This is a genomic window from uncultured Thiodictyon sp., assembly GCF_903946935.1.
GTDB lineage: Bacteria > Pseudomonadota > Gammaproteobacteria > Chromatiales > Chromatiaceae > Thiodictyon.
Map to the genome: position 1 here is coordinate 13,001 of NZ_CAJAXH010000049.1, position 22,369 is coordinate 35,369.

The following is a 22,369-nucleotide window of genomic DNA, read 5'->3' on the forward strand; positions in this document are numbered from 1 at the left end:
GGCGTGAACCTAGGCCCCCGGCGCACGGGCCGCCCCAGACTCACCAGAGGGCAGGTTCATGTACAGACAAGTGGCGGTGGCGATCATCGGCGCCGGCCCGGCGGGCCTCGCCGCGGCGGCGCAGGTCCGCAAGACGACGCGTGACTTCGTGCTCATCGACAATGGCGGCTTCGGCAGTACGTGCGCCCAGATCGGCTCCGGGCCGTCGGTGGTGGCGGCGCATCTGGCGGCGGGCCTGGCTCGGAGCAGTTCCCTGCCTGTGGGGCGGACCCCGGCGAACCCTGGTGCGTTGCCGATCGATCTGGATGCGCTGCCGGCCGAAGCGCTGATTGCCGGAGAGGCCCGCTTCATCGGCCCCAATACCCTGCGCGCCGGCGGCCAGACCATTGCGGCGCGCTCCATCGTGATCGCGACCGGTGGCGTCAGTGTGGAGCCGCCCTATTGGCGGGACTTTCTTGGCGACCGGCTACTGACCGTCGAGACGGCGTTCGCGCAAGAACGGCTGCCCGCGTCGGTGGCGGTGATCGGCCTTGGACCCGCCGGGTTGGAGTTGGGACAGGTCCTGCACCGACTGGGGGTGCAGGTGATCGGCATCGAATCCGGTCAGACCATCGCGCGACTGCAAGACCCGCTCGTCAACCAACTGGCGCTGGGACTGCTGGGCCGCGAGTTCCCCCTCTGGCTCGGTGCCCCGGCCCTGGTCGAGCCGCGGGGGCACCAGGTGCTGGTGCGCGCGGGGCCGCATGAGGCCGTGGTCGACCGGGTGTTGGTCGCCGTCGGTCGTCGCCCCAACCTCGAACCCCTGAGTCTGGCCCAGACGGGCTGTGCCCGCGACGCCCGGGGCGTTCCGCTCTTCCACCCGCAACACCTGCGACTTGGGCGCTTACCGATCTATATCGCTGGCGATGCGGCGGGCGGGGCCGGCGGTTTGGCGTACACCTTGGAACAGGGGCGGGTGGCCGGTTATAACGCCAGCCACCGTAAACCGATCGCGTTCGCCACCGGAGTACCCACGGCCGTGGTGTTCAGTGAGCCCAATATCGCCTGGGTCGGCCCCTCTTGGTCGACGCTGGATCAGTCATTCCTGATGACCGCGCAAGCGGGTATCGAGGCGCTGGACGGCGACTTGCCCCCGCGTACGGGCCACCACCGGGGCCTGTTGCGGGTCTATGCGGATCGGCGCGACGGCCGGGTTCTGGGTGCTGCCATGATCGGCCCGGGCTGCGAACCCCTGGCCCAGGCGCTCGCTTGGTGCCTGGAACGGCGGTTGACCGTGCAACAGATGTCCGAGTTGCCGCTGGATCAGCCGCCGGTTACGGCGGCTCTGCGCCAGACATTCAATACATTGGCCGCACGAATCGGGCCAGCACGGTCCAAGCGTCGGGGATGGGGTCCGTTGGCCTGGGCGGGCGTGGGCGCTCGCGGGTAGCGCGGGGCCTGGCGTGCCGTCGCCGCCCCGGCGCTTACTCTGACGGTCGCGCCGGGAGCGCGCTCCAATTCTCTCTCCCCCCTCGTGGGGGAGGGCGGGTGGGGGAACGGCCAAGGCGCGAGCCACTCTTATCTTTCGGGGGGGGGGCGGGCCCATGGCCGTCATTCCTCGCTGGCCTTTCTCACCGCGGCCAGGAAGCCCCGGCAGTTTGCCACCAGGTCTGCCCCCTGTGCGTGCAGGTCCCCGCCAATCAGCAGACAACAGTCGCGTCCATAGAAGCGAATCAATTCAGGTACCCGCGCGATCCCCATCCCCCCTGCCGGCACGGGGAAGATGCTCGGAAAGCCGGCCATCGGCCCGGTGGCGGCGTCCACGATGTCACGGCACTCCGGCGCCGTGAAGGCGAAACGCCCGCCATAGCTCGGGAAGATCGTCGCGTCCGCGCCGGCCAGTCGGTTGAGTTGACCATAGAGCACACCGTGTGTCAGCCCCCCGTCGGGATGGAGTGTGAAGCTCCCCTGAAAGGCCGGGTGACTCAGGATCGGCAGTGCCAGTGCGTCGTCGTCCGCCAGGGCGCGCATTGCATCGAGCCCGGCCAGCCCAGGGCAGAACAGCAGCCCCCCGGCGTCGCAGTTCTGGGCCAGCCGGGCGCGCCGCCCGATCTCCGTCGCCGGGGCGGTGACATTGGGCAGATAGCGCGCGCGGCCGCCCGTCTCCCGATTGGCGCGCTCGACCGCCGCGGTGCAGCGCTGTACGCGCTCGTCGAAGGGACAGAAGCGCTGGTCGGTCAGGCCATGGTCGTCCTTGATCAGGTCGATCCCGCCCAGGGCCAGTCGATAGGCCAGGTCCGCCAGTTCCCGCGGATTGAGCCCCATGGGCTTGATGGCAGTACACACGATTGGCCGGTCTTGAATCCCGAGCAGCGCCCGCAGCCCGGCCTGACCAAAGCGCGGCCCCCGGTAGAGTGCCCCCAGTGATTCGCCCAGGTCGAAACGCGTGAGGCGGATGCCCGGCTTGATGCTGATATTGCCAAACAGACAGTTGACGAGTTGGGTCAGTTCCCGCCCCGCGACCTCCACCGGATAGCGGATCACCGCCTCCCAGCGGTCCGCCCCCAGTGGTTCGAGGGCCGCCACCTCACCGACGATCTGGTCGCGGATGGCGGCACTCGGGATCAGGTGATGCGGAAACTCCACCGTCTGTTCCAGACAGATGTCCAGCGCCCGCTGTTGTGCCTGCGTCGCCGTGTGGGTGCCGCCGAGTTGGTAGACGGCGCTGAAGCGCTCACCGCTCAGGGTTAGGGGCTGGTCTTGGGCAGTCATCGGCTCATCCCGGAAAGGGTGCGAAGCCCGCAACTCTAAAGGAACCTGGGTGTCATGTCGCTTAGAACAATCCGGCGGCGCTACTGCGCCGCCGGATTGGATTTGCTGTAGCCGCCGGATCAAGGCAAAATGCTCTGTTCGGCTACTCCCCACCCCCCGTCGCCCGGAGACACCCATGTCCGACAAGGCCCCCTGGATCACCTACCGTCCCGAACTCAAGGTGCTGGATTGCACCGTGCGCGATGGGGGGCTGGTCAACTCCCATCAGTTCAGCGATGAGTTTGTCCGCGCAGTCTATCGTGCATGCGTGGAGGCTGGGCTGGACTATATGGAGATCGGCTACAAGAACTCGAAGAAGGTCTTCCCGACCGATAAGTTCGGCCCCTGGCGCCACTGCGCCGAGGAGGACCTGCGCCGGGTCGTCGGCGATCACACCGCGGCGGCCACCGGGCTCAAGCTCGCCGCCATGGCCGATGCCGGCAAGAGCGACTGGCAGCACGACATCGTCCCGGCTGCCGACAGCCCGCTCGACATGATCCGTGTCGCCTTCTATGCCCATCAGGTCTCAGAGGCGGTGGAGATGATCGGCCACTGCCATGCCTTGGGCTACGAGACCACGGCCAATCTGATGGCCGTCTCCAATATCACCGAGGAGGAGATCGACACGGTCCTGGAGGCGGTTGCCGCCACCCCGGCCAGCACCATGGTGATCGTGGACAGCTTCGGTTACCTGTATCGCGAGCAGATCGATCGGCTCTACAAGAAATACGCGGCGGCGATGGCCGGCACCGGCAAGGAGGTCGGCATCCATGCCCACAACAACCTCCAACTCGCCTTCGCCAACACCATTGAGGCGATTATCCTGGGCTGTAACCGGGTGGACTCGACCATCTTCGGCTTCGGTCGTGGGGCCGGTAATTGCCACACTGAACTCTTGCTCGGCTTCCTGCGCAACCCCAAGTTCAATGTGCGGCCCATCATCGAGGTGATCCAGCATCAGGTGGCGCCCCTGCGTAAGACCTTGATCTGGGGTCCGTCGGTCCCATTTAATATTACCGGTCAGTTGAACCAGCACCCGCGCTCGGCCATCGAGTGGAGCGAGGGCCCCCACCGGGACGACTACCTTTCCTTCTACGACAAGGTCGTCTCGGAGATCTGATGCGCCAACCCAAACCGCCCCGTCATCCCTCGGCCAGCCACGCCGGGCACTCAAGTGTCACCCGGGTGCCCCTGGACCGCAACCGGGGCGGGCGCGGCCAGACCGAACCCGCGCCGGTGCCGGCGGATGGCCCCGGCGAGCGACTGCAAAAGGTCCTGGCCGAACAGGGCCTGGGCTCCCGTCGGGAGATCGAGGTCTGGATCACCCAGGGCCGGGTGCGGGTCAACGGTGAGATCGCCAAGCTCGGTGACCGCGTAGCCGCGACCGATCGGCTACGGGTGGATGGGCAGGAGGTCCGCCGTCACCCCCGGCGCGAGGCCGAGAGCCAGATCATCGCCTACCACAAGCCCGAGGGTGAGATGGTCACCCGTCGCGACCCGGAGGGCCGTCCGACCGTCTTCCGGCACCTGCCGCGCCCCAAGGACGGGCGCTGGATCGCCGTCGGCCGGCTGGACATCAATACCTCCGGGCTCATGCTCTTCACCACCGACGGTGAACTGGCCAACCGGCTGATGCACCCGTCCAGACAATTGGAGCGCGAATACGCGGTGCGCATCCTGGGGGCGGTCCCGGACGGCACCCTGGATCGGTTGACCGCCGGAGTGGAACTGGAGGACGGCCCCGCCCACCTGGATGCAGTGAGCGCGCGCGGCGGCACCGGTGCCAACAGTTGGTATCACGTCGTGCTCAAGGAGGGGCGTAACCGCGAGGTCAGGCGCCTGTGGGAGGCGGTGGGCTGCCAGGTCAGCCGGCTGATCCGGGTGCGCTATGGCAATGTCGAATTGGGGCGGCGGCTATTTCCCGGCGTTTGGCGACCGCTGACCGACGAGGAGCGTCGGACCCTGCTGGGCTTGGTCGGGATGGAGCCGGTGCGGCGCGCCCCGCGGGCAAAGACTGCCGCCTCGCGGGTGTGGGCGCCCGGCGCGGCGCGCGGGCCGCGTTCCGGCTAGGTTGGTGGGCAGGCCGGTGCGGGCGCTCTAGCAGGCTGTCGGACTTAGTGATGCAACCGATTGAATGCAAAGAGTTTCCTCTTTTGCGCCAAAAAGTCGTTTTCCTGTTTAATCAATCGGTTACGCCATCAAGTCCGACAGGCTGCTAGCCCGTTACCTGAGCCCTTGGCCGTTCCCCACCCCGCCCTCCCCAATAGGGGAGGGAGAAGTGGAGCGCGCTCCCGGCGCGAATTTCACTCTAAAGCCTGGTGCCAGGCGCCCCCGCGGCTGGCATGACCGGTACCGGGGCGCGGGGCTCCTCCAGGGTCAGGGTCCGACCAGGGATATCATCCCGCGTCAGCGTCGGTCGTGGCATGGGGGCCGGTCCCGGTTGGCTGGCGGGTGACGGGGCGGGCGCCGCCGGTTCGGCCCGTGCCGGCGCCGCCGCGGGCCGCGCGGGACGGCCGGTGCTCACCACCGTGGCCGGGTCCACCACGGCAACAGGTTCGGCAAAGCGGATGCGCAGTTCGCTCGGTGGGCCGTTGAGTGCGCTGCGCAGGGCCCGGTCCCGGCCATAGATGTCGCCGCGGAACTCCACCTTGCCGTTCTCGTTTGCATGGGCCGTCAGGTAATAGAGCAGCACGGGGAGTCGCTGCTCCAGAATGACATAGCGTGTCTTATTGGTGGCTACGACGCGATTGATCTCGCCCTGGTTCCAGTTGGGGCGATTGAGGATCACCTCGGCCAGCTTCAGGGGGTTCTGCACCCGCACACAGCCGTGGCTGTAGGCCCGCACTGACTGGCTGAACAACCCCTTGCTCTGGGTGTCGTGGAGATAGACCGCCTGGTCATTGGGAAAGATGAATTTGACCCGACCCAGGGCGTTGCCCGGCCCAGGCCCTTGGATGAGGCTGACCCGTCGCGTATCGCTGACATTACCGCCCGTCGGCCGGCCGGTGCGCCGGTCTACCACCTTGAACTTGCTGGAGGCCCCGCGCATCTTTTTCTGGATCGAAGGCGGAACTGTCCACGTGGGGTTGAACACCACGTGTTCCATCTCGTCGCGGAAGCTCGGCGTCTGGGCCTGCGGGGTGCCAACGATGACCCGGGTACTCCAATCGATCCCGCTGTTGCGCACCACGTGGGCCATGAAGCCACGCACGTCCACCAGGACATAATCGGGCGGCAGGTCGTCATAGAACCAGCGCATCCGCTCCAGGTTCATCCTGATCTGTTCGACCTTCTTCGGGCTGACTGGTTCGTTGAGTGCCGCCAGCGTGCCCGCATTCAATGCGCCATCCGTGGGGAGACCGAAACGCCGCTGGAAGCGGACCAGCGCCTCGCGCAGTGGCGCATCGAACAGGGCCGCGTCATCGGGCGGGGCGGCGTCGTATTCGCCGAGCGCCCGCAAATGATCGCGCAATCCAATCACCCGTGGGTCGCGGCTACCCTTTACCAGCTTGCGACCCGCGGGGATCGGGGGCAGACCATGCACCGCGTCGGACCCGCTGTATTCGCGCAGGCCCCGTTTGAGCTCGGTATAGAAGAAGGGCTGGGGGGCGAGCGTGCCCAGGGCGGCGCTGGTATCTGCGGCGGCCACCACACCCTCCATGGATTGAACCAGGGTCTGCGCGGGGATGGCTGGGCGGTGATTCCAGGCGCGGTTGATCGCCACCGGGTCCAAGCGCCCGAAGCGGATGTGGTAGCTGTAGCGCAGCAGCGCATCGCTCAATTGCAGGTCCGCGCCCAGACGGCTGGCGGGCGGCAGGACCGCCAGTGCATTGGGCTCAGTCAGGGCGCGCAGGGTGGGCAGGTGGTAGTCGGCCGGATTCAGTCCATCGGCCACACTCTCCTGCACCACGCGCAACAGCGCCGCGACCTGCTCCGGCCGCTCCCAGGCCAGGCGGTAATCGCGGGCCGCGTAGAACTCGGCCAGCAGCCGACCGGACTCCAGCGGCACGCCGCCGATGGTCAGTGGGCCAAGGTCGCGAATGGACTCGGCCGTACCACGCAGCAGCGCGTTTGGCGGCGCGCTCTGCTGGGGACCGGGGATGGATTCATCCGCGACTGCCAAGGCCGGCAAGGCCGGCATCAGGGTCAGCGAGAACAACAGATGCCCGATGCGGCGCAGCTTAGCCATCTCGTCTCCTGCAAAAAATAAGGTCTTGAGCAACATGCCGTGTAGCGTGCTGCCGGTCAATGATGGATCTTAACCGGATTTGCGATTGCGTGTAGCCCTGTTGTCGATCGAATTCGGGCCTAGAGTTCAGCGATCAATTGGACCCGACCCTGTTCATCCACCGACTCCATGCGTACCCGAAATCCCCACAGCCGCCGCACATGCTTGAGCACCTCGGTTGCTGACTCGGCCAGTGGCCGCCGGTTGTGCCTGAAATGTCGCAGCGTCAGGGAGCGGTCGCCCCGCCGATCGACGTTGACGACCTGGATGTTGGGCTCGCGGCTGCCCAGATTGTACTGCTCTGCCAGGGCTTGGCGCAGCCCCCGATAACCCTGCTCTTCGTGTATGGCGGTTACCGCGATCGCCTCCTCCCGGTCGTCATCGCGCACGGCGAACAGATGAAATTCACGCATGAGGTGCGGCGAGAGGAATTGCGCGATGAAGCTCTCGTCCTTGAAATTGCGCATCGCAAAATCCATCACCTTGAGCCAGTCCCCGCCCGCGATATCGGGAAACCAGTCGCGATCCTCCGCGGTGGGCGATTCGCAAATACGGCGGATGTCGCGCATCATCGCGAACCCCAGGGCATAGGGATTGATGCCGTTATAGTAGGGGGCATCGAAGGGCGGCTGAAAGATCACGCCGGTATGGGACTGGAGAAATTCCAGCATGAATCCGTCGCTGACAAAGCCCTCCTCGTAGAGGCGATTGATCAGGGTAAAATGCCAGAAGGTTGCCCAGCCCTCATTCATCACCTGGGTCTGGCGCTGCGGGTAGAAATACTGGCTGACCTTGCGCACGATGCGCACGATCTCACGCTGCCAGGGCTCCAGCAACGGGGCATTCTTCTCGATGAAATAGAGCAGATTTTCCTGTGGCTCCGGGGGCCAGGGGGTATCGGCGGGCGGCGTGCCGTCGGCGCTATGGGTGGGTACCGTGCGCCACAGGTCATTGACTTGGGATTGGATATAGTCGGCCCGCTCGTCCTGGCGGCGCTGCTCCTCGGTCATGCTGAGCGGCGCCGGGCGCTGATAGCGGTCCACCCCGTGATTCATCAGGGCATGACAGGAATCGAGCAGCAGTTCCACCGCGGCCTCGCCATAGCGCTCCTCGCAACTGGCGATGTATTTACGGGCAAACACCAGGTAGTCGATGATGGCATCGGCGCTGGTCCAGGTGCGGAACAGATAATTGCCCTTGAAGAAACTGTTGTGACCATAACAGGCATGGGCAATGACCAGTGCCTGCATCGGCAGGGTATTCTCCTCCATCAGATAGGAAATACAGGGGTCGGAGTTGATCACGATCTCATAGGCCAGCCCCATCTGACCGCGGCGATAGGTCTGCTCGGTGCTGACGAACTGCTTGCCGAACGACCAATGGTGATAGTTGATCGGCAGCCCGACCGAGGAGTAGGCGTCGATCATCTGTTCGGAGCCGATCACCTCGATCTGATTGGCGTAGGTGTCCAGGCCGTAGACCTCGTGGGCCAGCCGGCCCAACTCGCGATCGAAGCGCTCCAACAGCGCAAAGGTCCACTCGGATGAGTCCGAGATGATGCGACTGGTCATGCCACCTGCCTCTTGAAGAGATCCCTGAACACGGGAAAGATATCGTCGGCCCCGTCGATCTGACGCATAACGAAGTGGCGATGGGCCGCGGCCACCTCCTGGTAGGCGTACCACAGGCTCTGATGCTGGCGGGGGGTGATCTCCACATAGGCGAAGTAACGCATCAACGGCAGCAGCTTGGTGACCAGCAGGTCACGGCACACCGTGGAGTCGGAGTCCCAGTTGTCGCCGTCGGAGGCCTGGGCGGCATAGATGTTCCAGACGCCCGGGTCATAGCGTTCGCGCAGCACATCATAGGTCAAATCCAGCGCGCTGGAGACCACGGTACCGCCGGTCTCGCGCGAATAGAAGAACTCTTGCTCATCCACCTCCTGGGCAATGGTGTGATGGCGGATGAAGACCACTTCGATGCGGTCGTAATTGCGCTTGAGAAAGAGATACAGCAGGATGAAGAAGCGCTTGGCCAGGTTCTTGCGGGCCTGATCCATGGACCCGGACACGTCCATGATGCAGACCATCACCGCCTTGCTGGTCGGCTCGGGCCGCTTGACGAAGCCCTGATAGCGCAGGTCGAAAGTATCGATAAAGGGTAGCGCCGCGATGCGCGTACGTTGGCGGTCGATTTCCGCTTGCAGTGCCAGGACGCGGGGGTCGTCCGCGGCCGTCCCTAATGCGAGCAGCGCCGCGAGCTCCTCCTCCAAGGCCCGGATGCGGGCTCGGTAAGGGCCGCCCAAGGCGGTGCGCCGCGCAATTGAGCCCTTGAGTGACCGAACCACGTCGATGTTCGAGGGCGCCCCATCGGTGCGGTAACCGGCCCGGATCGTCTTGAACTCGGTACTTCCAAGCAACTGATTGCGGACCAGGTTCGGCAGTTCCAGATCGTCGAAGAGGAGATCCATGAACTCCTCTCGGGACAGTTCGAAGAGGAACTCGTCCTCCCCCAGTCCGCCCTTGCCCGCCTTGCCCTGGCCGGAGCCGCCGCGTCCGCCGCCCTCCGGTCGCTGGATTTGGTCGCCGGTCATGAAGTCCCGGTTGCCGGGGTGGACCATGTCACGGGTGCCGCCCTGGCTGTGATGAAAAATCGGCTCGGAGATGTCCCGCGAGGGAATCCCGACCTGTTCGCCCGAGTCGATGTCGGTGATGCTGCGCTGGTTGACCGCGTCGGCCACCGCCCGCTTGAGCTGAGTCTTATAGCGCTTGATAAAGCGCTGGCGGTTGACGGCGCTCTTGTTGCGGCCGTTCAGTCGCCTGTCGATGAAATGGGACATGGGGTAATGGTGCTCCAGGACCTGCTTGCCGAAGATAGCGAGGGCGGCGCCGGCCGGCGGGCGGCGCCGTCACCCGTTACCGGCGCCGCGGCGCGCTCATTGTGCCTTGCGGACCCGCAGATACCACTCCGACAGCAGGCGAACCTGCTTGGCGGTGTAGCCCTTGTCGGTCATGCGGTCGACGAACTGATCGTGCTTTTTCTGGTCGTCCACCGAGGCCTTGGCATTGAATGAGATGACCGGCAGCAGTTCCTCGGTATTGGAGAACATCTTCTTCTCGATGACCACCCGCAGCTTCTCGTAGCTGGTCCAGCGGGGATTGGCGCCGCCGTTGTTGGCGCGCGCCCGCAACACGAAGTTGACGATCTCGTTGCGGAAGTCCTTGGGGTTGGAGATACCGGCCGGCTTTTCGATCTTCTCCAGCTCCTCATTCAAGCCGCCGCGGTTCATCATCTCGCCGGTGTCGGGGTCGCGGTATTCCTGGTCCTGGATCCAGTAGTCGGCATAGGTCACATAGCGGTCGAAGATGTTCTGACCGTACTCGGCATAAGACTCCAGATAGGCCGTCTGCAATTCCTTGCCGATGAATTCGGCATAGCGCGGCGCCAGGTATTGCTTGAGATAGCTGAGATAGCGCTCCTGGGTCTCCGGGGGTAGTTGATCGCGGGCGATCTGCTTCTCCAGCACATAAAGCAGGTGGACCGGATTGGCGGCCACCTCGGTGTGGTCGAAGTTGAACACCTGTGACAGGATCTTGAAGGCGAAGCGGGTGGAGATCCCGGTCATGCCCTCGTCCACGCCGGCATAGTCGCGGTATTCATGGACCGACTTGGCCTTGGGGTCGGTGTCCTTCAGGTTCTCGCCGTCATAGACCCGCATCTTGGAGAAGATGCTGGAGTTCTCCGGTTCCTTGATGCGGGTGAGTGCGGAGAACTGGGCCATCATCTCCAGCGTGCCGGGGGCGCAGGGGGCATGCGCCAGCGAGCTGTTGCGCAGCAGCTTGGCATAGATCTTCACCTCATCGCTGACCCTCAGGCAATAGGGTACCTTGACGATGAAAACGCGGTCGAGGAACGCCTCGTTGTTCTTGTTGTTGCGGAACGATTGCCATTCCGACTCATTGGAATGGGCCAGGACGATACCCTGGAAGGGCAGGGCCGAGAGCCCCTCGGTGCCGTTGTAATTGCCCTCCTGGGTGGCGGTGAGCAGGGGATGTAGCACCTTGATCGGCGCCTTGAACATCTCCACGAATTCCATGATGCCCTGATTGGCCCGGCACAGTGCGCCGGAATAGCTGTAGGCATCCGCGTCGTGCTGCGCGAAGTGCTCCAACTGACGGATATCGACCTTGCCCACCAGGGAGGAGATGTCCTGGTTGTTCTCGTCGCCCGGTTCGGTCTTGGCGATCGCCACCTGTTCCAGGATCGAGGGATAGAGCTTGACCACCTTGAAGCGGGTGATATCGCCCTTGAATTCCTGCAGGCGCTTCACCGCCCAGGGGGACATGATGCCGCGCAGATAGCGCACGGGGATGCCGTAGTCCTCCTCCAGGATGGGGCCGTCCTCTTCCGCGGAGAAGAGCCCCAGCGGCGACTCGAACACCGGAGAGCCCTGAATGGCATAGAAGGGCCGCTCTTGCATCAGTTCCTTGAGCTTCTCCGCCAGCGACGACTTGCCGCCGCCCACGGGTCCCAGCAGGTAGAGGATCTGCTTCTTTTCCTCCAACCCCTGGGCGGCGTGCCGCAGATAGGAGACCAGTTGCTCGATCGACTCCTCCATCCCGTAGAACTCGGGAAAGGCGGGGTAGCGCCGCAGCACCTTGTTCTGAAAGATGCGGCTCAGGCGCGGGTCGTCGCGGGTATCCACCAGTTGCGGCTCGCCGATGGCCGCCAGCAACCGCTCTGCCGCCCAGGCATAGGCCCCGGGGTCGGCCTTACACAGTTGCAGATACTCATCCAGGCTCATGACCTCCTCGCGGGATGCCTCATAACGGGCCTGGTAACGCTCGAAGATCGACATGCTCTTAACCTCGTTTGCTGCTGTCACCCGCCGGATCGAACCGCGGCGGCTCACTTGACCACCTGTTTCGGGTCAAACCGCGAAAAGACAAGGCTGGTCTGAAATTAAGCAAAGACCGGACCACACTGGCCGTGGTCTTGATCATCGTTGCGGGCCTAAGCCTGGACCTCCAGTCTCCCGGCGGCCTCGGGGCGTGAGAGTAACAATAAGGCCGGGCGGATCGCTAGTCCCGGGCGTGGGGACAATCGGCGTCGGGCACGGTGACTAAGCCGCCCCGTTTTTGTGATAATCGGGCGGCGCGGATCCTCCTCAGACGTCGCGGCCCGCCGCCGCCACCGTGGGACCCATCCATTGAGCATGTTCGCCTTGGACTATTTGGATGCCGAATGCCTGCACGACCTGCGGGTGGCGACCCGCCGTACCCGCTTCGTCCTAGGTCAGGACCGCGGGGGACTTTCCCGCGCAATGAGTGGCGCATTTCAAGGACGAGTTTGCCCCGCTCCAAGCGGCGACCGGGCCGGTTCGCGACATCCAGGCCATGGAGGGTCGCTCCCCGACCCACGCAAACCGCACGCAAACCGAACGCAAACCTGCCGACCAACCCGGGGCAACACCTTGAGTCGGCCCCAGCTATCCACGGACTACCATCATGCTCTATTTGTTGGTTCTTCTACTGATCCTGGTCGCCGCGGCCTTGGCCTATCTCGCCAGCCAGCCGGCGGAGTTTCTCATCCGCCGCTCGCTCCTGATGAATACGGATGCCCGCACCGTCTTTGCCCGGGTCCGGGACCTGCGCGGTTGGTCGGACTGGAGTCCCTGGCTGCTGCACGATCCCGCGGCCCGATTGGAATACAGCCCGCACCCGGACCAGGAGGGCGGCTATTACAGTTGGGACGGCCAGGCGATCGGTGCCGGCCGACTCACCCATGAGCGACTGATGGAGCCCACGCGGATCGACCAGCGCATCCGCTTCATCCGTCCATTCAAGACCGAAAACACCGTGTGGTGGGAGTTCGCCGCCGCCGCGGACGGCGCTACCGAGGTCACCTGGGCCATGCGTGGGCGCCTGCCTTTCCTATTGCGCTTTCTCACCGGGCTCATGACCCGGATGATGGAATACGACTTCGAGCTCGGTCTGGCACGGCTGCGCGGTCGCCTCGACCCCACCGCCGAGCGGCCCGAGATCCGCTTTTTGGGGCCAATCGACCATCCGGCGCAGACGGCGCTCACCATCCCCTACAGCGGCGACCTGGCCGGCCTGATCGCGACGATGGGCGATGGCCTCCCGCGCCTGGGCGCCCACTGCGCCGCGATCGGTGTCACGCCGCCGGGCCCCGCCTTCATGGCCTATTACAAGGTCAATGCCAAGGTCACTCGGTTGCGCTGCGACCTGGCGCTCCCGGTCCCGGAGGGCACCGACCCCGGCCCCTTTGCCCTCAAGCGCCTGGGCGGCGGGCGTTACTACGGCACCGAACTCCAGGGCAGCTACCAGTTTCTGGGGCCGGTCTGGAGCGCCGTCATGGCCCACCTGCGCATGGTCCGCGCCCGCCGGGATCGCTCCCGCCCGTCGCTGGAGCTCTATGTCAGAGACCCGAGCCAGACCAGCGACAGCAATGATTACCTGACCCGTATCCTGGTGCCGATTCGCTGACGTTGCCTGCCCGGCAGCGAACGCGGTTTGTGCTATTCTTGCGCCGCCTGTTGTCTTCACACCATGGGGGTTAAGATGAGCGAGTTTCCTGACTACGACGAAATCCATGTGATCTCGGACATTCACATGGGTGGCAAGCCCGGCTTCCAGATCCTGCGTCAGACGGGGCGCTTGGCCAATTTCATCGGCTGGGTCGGGGCACGCCGGCCCACCGAGCGGGTCGCGCTCATTCTCAACGGCGACATCATCGACACCTTGGCCGAAGACACCAATGGCTACATTGCGGTGGACAACGCGCTGCCGATCTTGGATCGCATCATGGGCGACAGCGCCTTCGCGCCGGTGTGGGATGCGCTCGCCGCATTCGTCAAGCGGGAGGGTCGGCGCCTCGTGTTCGCGATCGGTAATCATGACATTGAGATCGCCTTCCCGAACGTGCAATGGCGGCTATTGGAGCGACTGTGCGGCGATGATGCCCGCGCCCGGGCGCGGGTGGAGTTTTCCACCGCTGGCGCCGGCTATGCCTGTACGGTCGGTCATGCACGGGTGTTTTGCACCCACGGCAATGAGGTGGACGCCTGGAACTTCAACCGCTATGAGGAGTTGTCGAAAGCGGCCCGGCGTATCAACAGCGCCCGCGGCCTGCCCCTCGACGAATGGACGGCGAACGCCGGTACCCGCATGGTCAAGGACGTGATGAACGAGGTCAAGAAGCGGTACGCCTGGATCGACCTGCTCAAGCCGGAAAACTCCGCCGCCATCGGTACCCTGCTTGCCCTCGACCCCTCGCAACTCGGTAAGCTCAGCAAGCTTCCGGCCATCGTCGGCCGCCAGGCGGTCGACGCGACGCAAGTGGACCAGCGCCTCTCGGCCGAGGGTCTGCACGCCCCCGCGCCCACGGCTGCCGTGCCGTCGCTGGAGTCCTTGCTGGGGCCGAACGTGCTCGAGAGTATGCAGTCGGTCGGCGCCCGGCCCGGTCGCACCGGGGACGAAATGCTCGCCGCCTTGGAGCTGGACAGCACCGACCGGCCGGTCAATACCTTCGGCGACGCGCCCTTGGGTGCCGGCCAATTGGTCTGGGATCGGCTCACCGGCTGGCTGACCGGTGTCAGCCCCGATGAGGCCTTGCGGCGGGCCTTGCAGGACTGGCTCAAGAACGACACGACGTTCGACCTCGCTGCGGCGGACGCAACCTATGCCGAGACCGTCAAGAAACTGGGCTCGGCAGTCAATTTCGTCGTCACCGGCCATACGCATCTGGAGCGCGCCATCGACATGGGCGCGGGACGTTTCTACTTCAATTGCGGGACCTGGATCCGCTTGGTCCGCTTTACCGAGGCGATGCTGGCCGGCAGCGCGGTGTTCAAGCCAATTTACGACGTGCTCAAGACCGGTAGCATGGCGGCGCTCGACGACGCCCACTTCAATGGCCAATCCCTGGTGCTGGATCGGACCAGCGCGGTGTCGATCAGCCTCGAAAATGGGCACGCCGTCGGTCGACTCACTCATGTCATCGGCGACGGCAGCGGCCAGCCGGAGATCGTCAAGCAATTTTCGTGAGGCCCACGATGAGTGCAATCCTTGAGGTCAGACTCGAACTGGTCCGGTCCGGTCCGTCGCATAATCAACTGCTCTCGCCGCTCACGCCCTACATCGCCTTGTGCGGCGGCGATAGTCCGGTCACACTGCATCTGCCGTTTGAGCACCAGCAATTGCTGATGCGCCTGCAACGGCTGCGCTACGAGCAGTCCGGCGCGGACATTGAGGTGCAAACGGCACAGCGGCAGGTGGAATTGCAGGACCTGGGCCGGCGGCTCGGCGATTTGCTCGGCGAGATACCGACCTTGCTCGCTGAGTTGAGCCGCGCGCGGTCTCAAGGGCGGCGGCTGGTGCATCTGCGCCTGTCGCTGTCGGCGAGCGAACTGGGCATGGTGCCGTTCGAGACGGCGGTGTCGCCGGCTGGTTTCCCCGGCACCGGTTCGCCCTTGTTCCTGCAATCGAATACGCCGGTCGCGATCACCCGCGAAGTCCGCCGCGGCCGGATGCTGCCGTTGGACTGGAACCGCAAGCCACAGATTCTGTTGGCGTTCGCCTCGCCGCCGGGGCTTCCGCAGGTGCCGGCCGATGCGCACCTGAGGGCCCTGCGCGACGCGATAAACCCCTGGCTGAAGGTCAAGGGCGATCCGACCCAACGCCTCGTCGAAACCAAGAAACACCTTGCCGTATTGCCCGATGCGAGCCTGCAGGATATCCGCGCCGCCTGCGCCAAGCGGCAATACACCCATGTGCATATCCTGGCCCACGGCGCGCCGATGCCCTTCGCCGGCGACAAGCGCTTCGGTATTGTGCTGTGTCGTCAGGAGGATCGCACGCAACCGGATTGCGTCGATGGCGAAAGTCTGGCGCTGGCGCTGACGGGTAAAGACGCCACCGGTACGACGGGGGAGGGCCCGACCCTGGTGTCCCTGTCCACCTGCGACTCCGGAAATATCAACTCGGTGCTGACGCCTGGCGGCAGCATCGCCCATGAACTGCATGCGGCGGGCGTGCCATGGGTCATCGCGTCGCAGTTCCCGTTGTGGATGAGGGCCTCGTCCATCGTCACCAGCGAATTGTTTAAGTCGCTGCTGGATGGTGAGGACCCCCGGTGGGTACTCTATGGTCTGCGTCAGAAATTGCGCACCGACTGCCCGAGCACGCATGACTGGGCCAGTATCGTCGCCTACGCGACCCTGCCGGCCGACTTCGAGCAGCAGGTCGCGGCCTTCCGCGAGCGGCAGATGCGCGGCAAGGTGGATGTCATCATGGACCGTCTGGACGATCGGACGCTGTTTAGCCGCAAGGTGGAGGCCGGTCGCAACGATGCCGAGAGTCTGAGCCGGCTCGACCTTAACTTTGAGGACGTTCTCAGTCATTGGTTCGGCGCGGCGTCGTGCGATGACGGCGACCGGCTGGGCGCCGCGGCCGCCGTGCGGTTGAGCCTGACTGCGGCCTGGAAAAAGCGATTGGGGATTGCCTACTCGGTCCTTGAAGCGGCGTCGGAGACGAACGAACGCCGCGCGTTGGACTTCTACCGCCAAAGCCGTGACCTGTACCGCCGCGCCTTTGAAACCGAGCCGACCTTGCTCTGGCGGGCCGTCCAATTCCTGTCGCTCAATGCGCTGCCGGTGCTCCGGGACGACAATGCCCGTGCGCCATTTGGGATCGACGCCAGAGAATGGTGGTCGATCGCGATCCGCCTGGTCGAAGTGCAACGACAGTCGTTGGAGGGGGCGCTCCGCACCTTCGCGCTGACTGACTTGGTTGAGTTGAATCTGCTCGGGAGCCATTATGCACCTAAGCGTAATCGCAGCGAGGCCAAGCGGCAAGTCGACGATTGTCTGGAAGACATTTTAAATTTCCAGCAGGTGGACCGCACCCCCGCGAATGCACTGGCCTATCAATTGTCGCGTTACCGGTGCTTCTGGAAAGATTCGGAATGGGACAAGCTCGTGGAGTATGCGCTCCAGACCTTGCGCCCGGGGTTCAGCTTGGCAGACGCTCAGGACGACAACGAAAATAAAGACTAAGCAAGCCACCGAGGACGATGCAGTGACCGCTGCCTGCTCTGGGTGGCGCCGTGGGATGGCGATGTCGGCCGGCGCCCCGGCGACCGCTCCACTGGCTGGCCAGGGCAGGGGAGCGGCGGATTCTAGCGTAACGCGTGGAAACGATCGATGGCGCTCTGGAGCTCCTCGCTCGTCATGAACGCCCGGCGGCCATAGTGCGCCGTCAGACCGAAACGGCTCAACTTGTCTTGCCACAGTGGATTGTAAGGCAGGAGTTCAGCGCTCATGATTGCGTGCTCACGTAGGAACCGGGCGAGTCCTTTCAGGTTTTCATCGGTGTCGGTGATGCCGGGAATCAAGGGGATACGGACGATCACCGGGATGGTCGCGGCCTGGATCAGTTGCAGTAGATTCGTCAGTATGGCACGGCTGCCGATCCCGATATAGCGTCGGCTGGCCGCATCGTCGATCAGCTTGAGGTCGAAATAGACGAGATCCAGCCAGGGCAGCAGCAGGCGCCGAAATCGCGGGAAATTGAAAACGCCATTCGTTTCGATGGCGGTCGGGATGTCGGCCGCCCTGAGTCTCTGGAAGAACTCGTGGAGGAAGGGCATCTGCATCGTGCATTCGCCGCCGGAGGCCGTGACGCCGCCGCCGCTGGAGCGGAAGAACGGCTTATCGATGGCGAGACGATAATAGAGCTCGTCCACGCTGTACCATTGACCGATCAGTTCCAGTGCCCGCTCGGGGCAGGCCGCCACGCAGTCGCCACAATAGGTGCAGCGTGAACGGTCCAGTCGCAGCAAGCCGTCGCTCAGGCGGAAGACCCCGGCCGGGCAGAGCGCCATGCAGTGCCGGCCGCACCGATCCGGCCGGCACGACTCAATGGCCACGGACAGGGTTGGTGTCCGGGATAGTCCCTCGGGATTCTGGCACCAGGCGCAGGCCAACCGGCAACCCTTGAAAAAGATCGTGGTACGGATGCCAGGCCCATCCTCGCTGGCATCGCGTTTGATATCGAAGATGAATGCCTTGGGAGCCACCTTCGATGGTCGGTCTCAGGCGGCCTTGGCCGGCAGCGGTAAGGACAGCTGAATATCGGTGGCGATGGCCCCGAGCTTAAACAGATGTCCCATGTTGCCGGTGACCTGAAGCAGATTCTGGACCAGTAAGCTCGCGACATCGGCAGTCGGATTCTGCAACAGCCCAAGGATCGACGCGATATCCTTGAAGCGGATGATCAAATCGACCTTCCCGGGGTCTTTCTCCAGCGCGTTGGCCGCGGTTTCACTGAGTTCCCGGGTGACGACCACCGCCAGGGGATTGAGCGTCTCGCCGAAGACCGAATGCACATAGAGCTTTTTCGGGTCGGGGCAGAATTCCATCATGACGTTCATATTCTCCCCCGGCTTTTTGGAGCGAATCATGAACTTGCCCTGATAATAGCGATGTCCGCCGGGGGCGTGCGGGTCCGTGATCACGAAATTGTCCTCGAAAAATGCCTTGGCCTTCTTCGCGTGGGCCGGATCCAAGGGATTCTCGGACAGTAAAAAACCGAAGCCCAGGCGCAGCAGCAGGGCCATGCCCTGGGCCAGCAACGGTCCGCCGGAATGCGCGAGTAAAGCGGGCAACTGCGCCTGGCCCACGGCGGTGCCGGCACCCAATTTCAGGGTATCTTGCAGACTCGGCAGGAAGCAAGGAATGATGGGATGCATGCTGATTACCCCATTGAGATAGCGGTCACTGGGTGTTGTTCTTGGCCGGTCGCCAATCCGAAGTTGGCCCGCCGGATGATCTCGGTACGCATCTGCGGACTGAGCGTCACGAAATAGGCGGAATAGCCGGCGACCCGTATCATCAGGTCGCGGAAGGGTGCCAGGGATTGTTTCTCGACAGTTCCCGCACCCGGCCGACTCGCGGCCGTGGCGGCCCGGTCCGCGTCCTCCAGGTCGGAGATGGAAGACACGCACATCTGCACCAGTACCCCGTTTTCATCCGTGAAGGTCTTCATGTAGCGGGCAAACAGTTCGGTATCTTTCTCGAAGTGGGCTGGGTCGCTGGTCGTCAAACTCAGGTTGTAGGTATAACCGTTCTGCACGGTTTGGGGATTGACCGAGGTGACCGACAGCATATGGTCGAGTAGGTTGACCGGGTCCCCGTTGCGCTTCACGATCCCCGGGCAGGGTGTAATGCCGCTGGCAAAGGGCTCGCCGCTGCGCCGCCCGTTGGGCGTGGCCTTGGTCAACATGCCGAAGCCGGCGTGATTGGTCATGCTCCAATAGCCAGGCAGATAGCGCCCACCGCGATGGGTGCGATAGCGGGCAAAGACCTCTTGTATCGTTTCGGTCAACCAGTGGGTGTGCTTGATCGCCACCGAATTGTCATACAGGCCGCCGGCCGTCCGATCGATGCCGGCACCGTATTTCGGTGCCAGGCGGATCAGTTCCCGGATCTCGCTCAGGCGTTTGCTGCCGAGGGTGGGCAGGCGGTCCGGCGTGTGTCCGGGATGCAGCCACTCGGTCACTTCGTCAAGCACACGCGTCGCCAGGCCCTTTTCCTCCTGAGGTTGGGTGCCGAAATTCGCGGCCATGGCCGCGAGCAATTCCGCCCTAGTGACCTTTCCGGAAAAGACCAGGGTCTCGAGGACGCAAAAGGAATCGATCACGTCGGCCAGGCCGATGACCGCGATACCGGCCGAGTTATACTTGGCCCCGCCGGCCGCCACGTCGCGGAACACCGCCCCGCTGCCGTCAGGGGTATTGGCCGGGCCAGTGAACAGGCCGGAGAGCAAGGGCGAGGCCCGATCGATCTCAAAGGCGCGGCCCAGGTAATTGTTGCATTGCACGATGTGCTGGACCATGGCATCCAGTTGGAACCGGAAGGCATCAATGAACTCTGCCATCGAGGTCATCGCGGTTAGCGGTTGCGTCGTATAGTCGGTGGTGCCGTGGAACAGGTTTGGCGACTGGGGGTCGATGCCGTCGCTGCGGTGTTTACCCCCGTACAAAGCGAGTTCCAGGACCGCCGGCAGCACCATCAGCGTGGAGCCGGTATGGCCATAGTGTTTGTAGGCGGCGTTTTCTTCGATGCAGCCGATGGAGGCATAGTCATAGGCATCGGCCAGTGCCTCATCCTCGCTGATCCCCTCATGGGCGGCATAGTAACTCGCCATGGCGGGCACGACCGCCGCGTCGCCATGCAGGGCCGGCGTGGCCCGGGTGCGGATATTGACCTGGCAGATACGCTTCAGATAGGGGTCCATGACCTGCGGGGGTAACGGATTGCCGTCGGCGTCGCGATGATGCACGTCGCGGTGATAGCGGGCGTGGACATTGGGGTCGCGGATGGCGAGGAGTTCCGTGGCCTTGAGGATGATATAGGTCATGTCATTGACCGCGTCCACCACCGTGCCATTCACAAAACGGCAGCCGCCCAGGGTCAGCGCCTGATTGGAGCCGCTGCCCGCGAATAACGCCTCGGAGGCGGCCGGTGACACCGGCACATGGTCGGAGCAGCGCAGGAAGAAATGGCATACCAGTTCCACCGCCCGCCGGGTATAGTGGTCGCGGGCGGCGGTTGAATCCAGTCGCTCCCAATCCTTCAGATAGAAGGGGTTCAGAATTTGGTCGAGGCGTCCGATGGAAAGGCCGAAATTGGTGTTTTCCTGGAGCAGCAGGTGATAGCAAATCCAGATGCAGACCAATGCCTCGTGCAGTGTCTCTGCGGGTTGCGCGGGTACCTTTTGGCAAATCGACGCGAGCGTGGTATTGCCGGCCGCCTGCGCGGCCTCGGCCAGGTGAGCCGCATAGCGCTTGGCGCCTTCAAACACCGCGATCATCCCGTGCAGGAATTCTATCTGCTGCGGTGTACTCGCCAGGCCTTGGGCCAGGTCCCGATTGGCCCGGGCGATCAACCCATCGAGCCCGAATTGCAGCACCCGCGGGAAGTCGGGCACCGTGTGCGAGACGCTGATCGATTTGTCGGGCAGGTAAAAGGAGACCCGCTCGAACAACTCATGGGCCTTTGGGGTTTCGCCCGCCTTTTTCTTCAACGGCGGATCGCTGGACGGCGGGAAATTGCCGCCGGTGACGCGGTCCCGATTCTCATAATCGGCCGTGTCATAGTCGCTGTAGCGGGCCAACTCCATTGCCGGCTTGTGTTCCAGCCAGAACGGGAAGATTTCGCGATTCAGCCGATCGGCGACCGCGGGGTCGATCCGGAACGGATTCTGCGCCCGGGTGGCGACCGTCTTCAATTCCGGCCAGATGCTGTAGCCGCCGGTATCGACATAAATCGGCACCCCGACGAAACTCTTGGTGGTGTGACCGGGCAGCAGGTCCTGGGCGTCGACCAATGGCGTCTTATGCTCAAACACGTGCTTGAGCGCCTGGGCGCGGCGTGTATAAGGAGGGAGCTTCAGGTTCTCGGGAACGCGCAAGAACTCGGTCAACAGGGTCGGTAGCTCGCCGCAGATCACCGGGATGCCTTCCGCTTTGAAGAGCAGGTCGCGCCGCTGCTTGACGACGGGGAATTGCTCCAGGGTAATGGTCCCCAGCGCCAAATCGGTCAGCGTCTTGACCTTGCCGAAATCCTCATTGGGGATGGGAAAGGACGTGACTGTACCCTGAACCCTGGGCGGCACCGAACCCGTATCGAGTCCCACCCTGATACCGCCGCCGGACAAAGGATTGGTAACGGACATAGCTCATCTCCTGAAGGCATAAGAAACTCAATCATACCAGACAGTGTATGGAGGGGGTCTCAGCCGCTCGCCGGGTACCCGTGGCTAAAGGAGCTTAGACCGCTTTATTGCGCTTGGCAAGCGCGTGTATGGCCGATTGTTGCCGACCAAGGGTGCTGGCGGGTAATGGGGTGCGAGGCGTCGGCGCATTGGCGCAATCTCGGCCTTGACATGGCCCCCGCTCTGGGCCGACTCTTTCCCACCTAATTGCCATGGAGACCGGGACCGTGACTGAATCTGCCGATGCCGAGAAGGACAAGCTGCTGGCCAAACTCGCGGGTCTGGAGGCCCTGCGCGAGGACTTGGAGCCGGCGACCTATGAGTCAAAGCGCCAGGCACTCGAGGCCAGGCTCGCCACGCTGGTGCAGACCGGCGGCGGGGCCGTCGTCAATGGCTCCGTCCACACGGCGGGCGGCCTTGATCATAAATCCGGCCAAGACCTAGCGTAGGGCTTGGTGAATCACCGCAGGAGAGCGGCAGGACCCGCGAAATTGTGTACCCTTGGAAGTGCAAACAAACCGAGGGTGAAGCACCATGTTCGAAGGTCCTGCCG

Annotated in this window: 15 protein-coding genes; 7 read left to right on the forward strand and 8 right to left on the reverse strand. The window is 63.9% G+C overall.

Annotation, left to right across the window (positions count from 1 at the left end):
- Positions 1-58: 58 nt before the first annotated feature.
- Positions 59-1,429, forward strand: coding sequence for an FAD-dependent oxidoreductase (locus QZX93_RS04990; RefSeq protein ID WP_295384105.1), 1,371 nt, complete (start codon positions 59-61; stop codon positions 1,427-1,429).
- 161 nt (positions 1,430-1,590) lie between these two features.
- Here QZX93_RS04990 and QZX93_RS04995 read toward each other — a convergent pair whose 3' ends face one another.
- Positions 1,591-2,751, reverse strand: coding sequence for a RuBisCO large subunit C-terminal-like domain-containing protein (locus QZX93_RS04995; protein ID WP_295384107.1), 1,161 nt, complete (start codon positions 2,749-2,751; stop codon positions 1,591-1,593).
- A 175-nt stretch (positions 2,752-2,926) separates the two neighbouring features.
- Between QZX93_RS04995 and QZX93_RS05000 the strand changes: the two genes are divergently transcribed.
- Positions 2,927-3,910 carry an aldolase catalytic domain-containing protein gene (locus tag QZX93_RS05000; RefSeq protein WP_295384109.1) on the forward strand — a complete coding sequence of 328 codons (984 nt, stop codon included), beginning with the start codon at positions 2,927-2,929 and terminating at the stop codon, positions 3,908-3,910.
- Positions 3,910-4,860, forward strand: a complete 951-nt coding sequence (rluB, locus tag QZX93_RS05005) for a 23S rRNA pseudouridine(2605) synthase RluB (protein WP_295384111.1) — start codon at positions 3,910-3,912, stop codon at positions 4,858-4,860. Before QZX93_RS05000 ends, rluB begins: the two co-directional genes overlap by 1 nt.
- Before the next feature lie 238 nt (positions 4,861-5,098).
- Here the strand turns inward: rluB and QZX93_RS05010 are convergent, their stop codons facing one another.
- The 4 genes from QZX93_RS05010 to QZX93_RS05025 all read right to left on the reverse strand — a co-directional run bounded on the left by QZX93_RS05010 (position 5,099) and on the right by QZX93_RS05025 (position 11,876).
- A complete protein-coding gene (locus QZX93_RS05010) occupies positions 5,099-6,979 on the reverse strand; it encodes a L,D-transpeptidase family protein (RefSeq protein WP_295384113.1) in 1,881 nt (626 codons plus the stop codon).
- Positions 6,980-7,098: 119 nt separating this feature from the next.
- Entirely contained in the window at positions 7,099-8,589 is a 1,491-nt protein-coding gene (locus tag QZX93_RS05015) for a SpoVR family protein (protein ID WP_295384115.1), read from the reverse strand.
- Positions 8,586-9,857: a YeaH/YhbH family protein gene (locus QZX93_RS05020; RefSeq protein ID WP_295384117.1), complete on the reverse strand. Its 1,272-nt coding sequence runs from the start codon at positions 9,855-9,857 to the stop codon at positions 8,586-8,588. The genes QZX93_RS05015 and QZX93_RS05020 overlap by 4 nt, the downstream gene beginning before the upstream one ends.
- 96 nt (positions 9,858-9,953) lie before the next feature.
- Positions 9,954-11,876, reverse strand: a complete 1,923-nt coding sequence (locus QZX93_RS05025; RefSeq protein ID WP_295384120.1) for a PrkA family serine protein kinase — start codon at positions 11,874-11,876, stop codon at positions 9,954-9,956.
- Positions 11,877-12,525: 649 nt separating this feature from the next.
- Between QZX93_RS05025 and QZX93_RS05030 the strand changes: the two genes are divergently transcribed.
- From QZX93_RS05030 to QZX93_RS05040, 3 genes are all read left to right on the forward strand, one after another.
- Positions 12,526-13,527: an SRPBCC family protein gene (locus QZX93_RS05030; RefSeq protein ID WP_295384122.1), complete on the forward strand. Its 1,002-nt coding sequence runs from the start codon at positions 12,526-12,528 to the stop codon at positions 13,525-13,527.
- A gap of 75 nt (positions 13,528-13,602) precedes the next feature.
- Positions 13,603-15,087: a metallophosphoesterase gene (locus QZX93_RS05035; protein ID WP_295384124.1), complete on the forward strand. Its 1,485-nt coding sequence runs from the start codon at positions 13,603-13,605 to the stop codon at positions 15,085-15,087.
- A gap of 233 nt (positions 15,088-15,320) precedes the next feature.
- Entirely contained in the window at positions 15,321-17,096 is a 1,776-nt protein-coding gene (locus tag QZX93_RS05040) for a CHAT domain-containing protein (protein WP_295384125.1), read from the forward strand.
- A gap of 122 nt (positions 17,097-17,218) precedes the next feature.
- Here QZX93_RS05040 and QZX93_RS05045 read toward each other — a convergent pair whose 3' ends face one another.
- Genes QZX93_RS05045 through QZX93_RS05055 form a run of 3 tightly spaced genes read right to left on the reverse strand, consistent with a single transcriptional unit; the run spans position 17,219 to position 21,777 of the window.
- Positions 17,219-18,118, reverse strand: a complete 900-nt coding sequence (locus QZX93_RS05045) for a glycyl-radical enzyme activating protein (protein WP_295384127.1) — start codon at positions 18,116-18,118, stop codon at positions 17,219-17,221.
- A gap of 15 nt (positions 18,119-18,133) precedes the next feature.
- Entirely contained in the window at positions 18,134-18,790 is a 657-nt protein-coding gene (locus tag QZX93_RS05050) for a hypothetical protein (RefSeq protein WP_295384129.1), read from the reverse strand.
- 5 nt (positions 18,791-18,795) lie between these two features.
- Complete coding sequence (locus QZX93_RS05055; protein ID WP_295384131.1) at positions 18,796-21,777, reverse strand: pyruvate formate lyase family protein; 2,982 nt, start codon at positions 21,775-21,777, stop codon at positions 18,796-18,798.
- A 266-nt stretch (positions 21,778-22,043) separates the two neighbouring features.
- Between QZX93_RS05055 and QZX93_RS05060 the strand changes: the two genes are divergently transcribed.
- On the forward strand, positions 22,044-22,265 hold the full coding sequence (locus QZX93_RS05060) for a hypothetical protein (protein WP_295384133.1): 222 nt from the start codon (positions 22,044-22,046) through the stop codon (positions 22,263-22,265).
- Positions 22,266-22,369: the final 104 nt, after the last annotated feature.

Bases quoted from the DNA above. Each gene is read 5' to 3' on its own strand.
- QZX93_RS04995 (WP_295384107.1), bottom strand. From the start codon at position 2,751: ATGACTGCCCAAGACCAGCCCCTAACCCTGAGCGGTGAGCGCTTCAGC.
- QZX93_RS04990 (WP_295384105.1), top strand. From the start codon at position 59: ATGTACAGACAAGTGGCGGTGGCGATCATCGGCGCCGGCCCGGCGGGC.
- QZX93_RS05000 (WP_295384109.1), top strand. From the start codon at position 2,927: ATGTCCGACAAGGCCCCCTGGATCACCTACCGTCCCGAACTCAAGGTG.
- QZX93_RS05035 (WP_295384124.1), top strand. From the start codon at position 13,603: ATGAGCGAGTTTCCTGACTACGACGAAATCCATGTGATCTCGGACATT.
- QZX93_RS05050 (WP_295384129.1), bottom strand. From the start codon at position 18,790: ATGCATCCCATCATTCCTTGCTTCCTGCCGAGTCTGCAAGATACCCTG.
- QZX93_RS05015 (WP_295384115.1), bottom strand. From the start codon at position 8,589: ATGACCAGTCGCATCATCTCGGACTCATCCGAGTGGACCTTTGCGCTG.
- QZX93_RS05010 (WP_295384113.1), bottom strand. From the start codon at position 6,979: ATGGCTAAGCTGCGCCGCATCGGGCATCTGTTGTTCTCGCTGACCCTG.
- QZX93_RS05020 (WP_295384117.1), bottom strand. From the start codon at position 9,857: ATGTCCCATTTCATCGACAGGCGACTGAACGGCCGCAACAAGAGCGCC.
- QZX93_RS05025 (WP_295384120.1), bottom strand. From the start codon at position 11,876: ATGTCGATCTTCGAGCGTTACCAGGCCCGTTATGAGGCATCCCGCGAG.
- rluB (WP_295384111.1), top strand. From the start codon at position 3,910: ATGCGCCAACCCAAACCGCCCCGTCATCCCTCGGCCAGCCACGCCGGG.
- QZX93_RS05030 (WP_295384122.1), top strand. From the start codon at position 12,526: ATGCTCTATTTGTTGGTTCTTCTACTGATCCTGGTCGCCGCGGCCTTG.
- QZX93_RS05055 (WP_295384131.1), bottom strand. From the start codon at position 21,777: ATGTCCGTTACCAATCCTTTGTCCGGCGGCGGTATCAGGGTGGGACTC.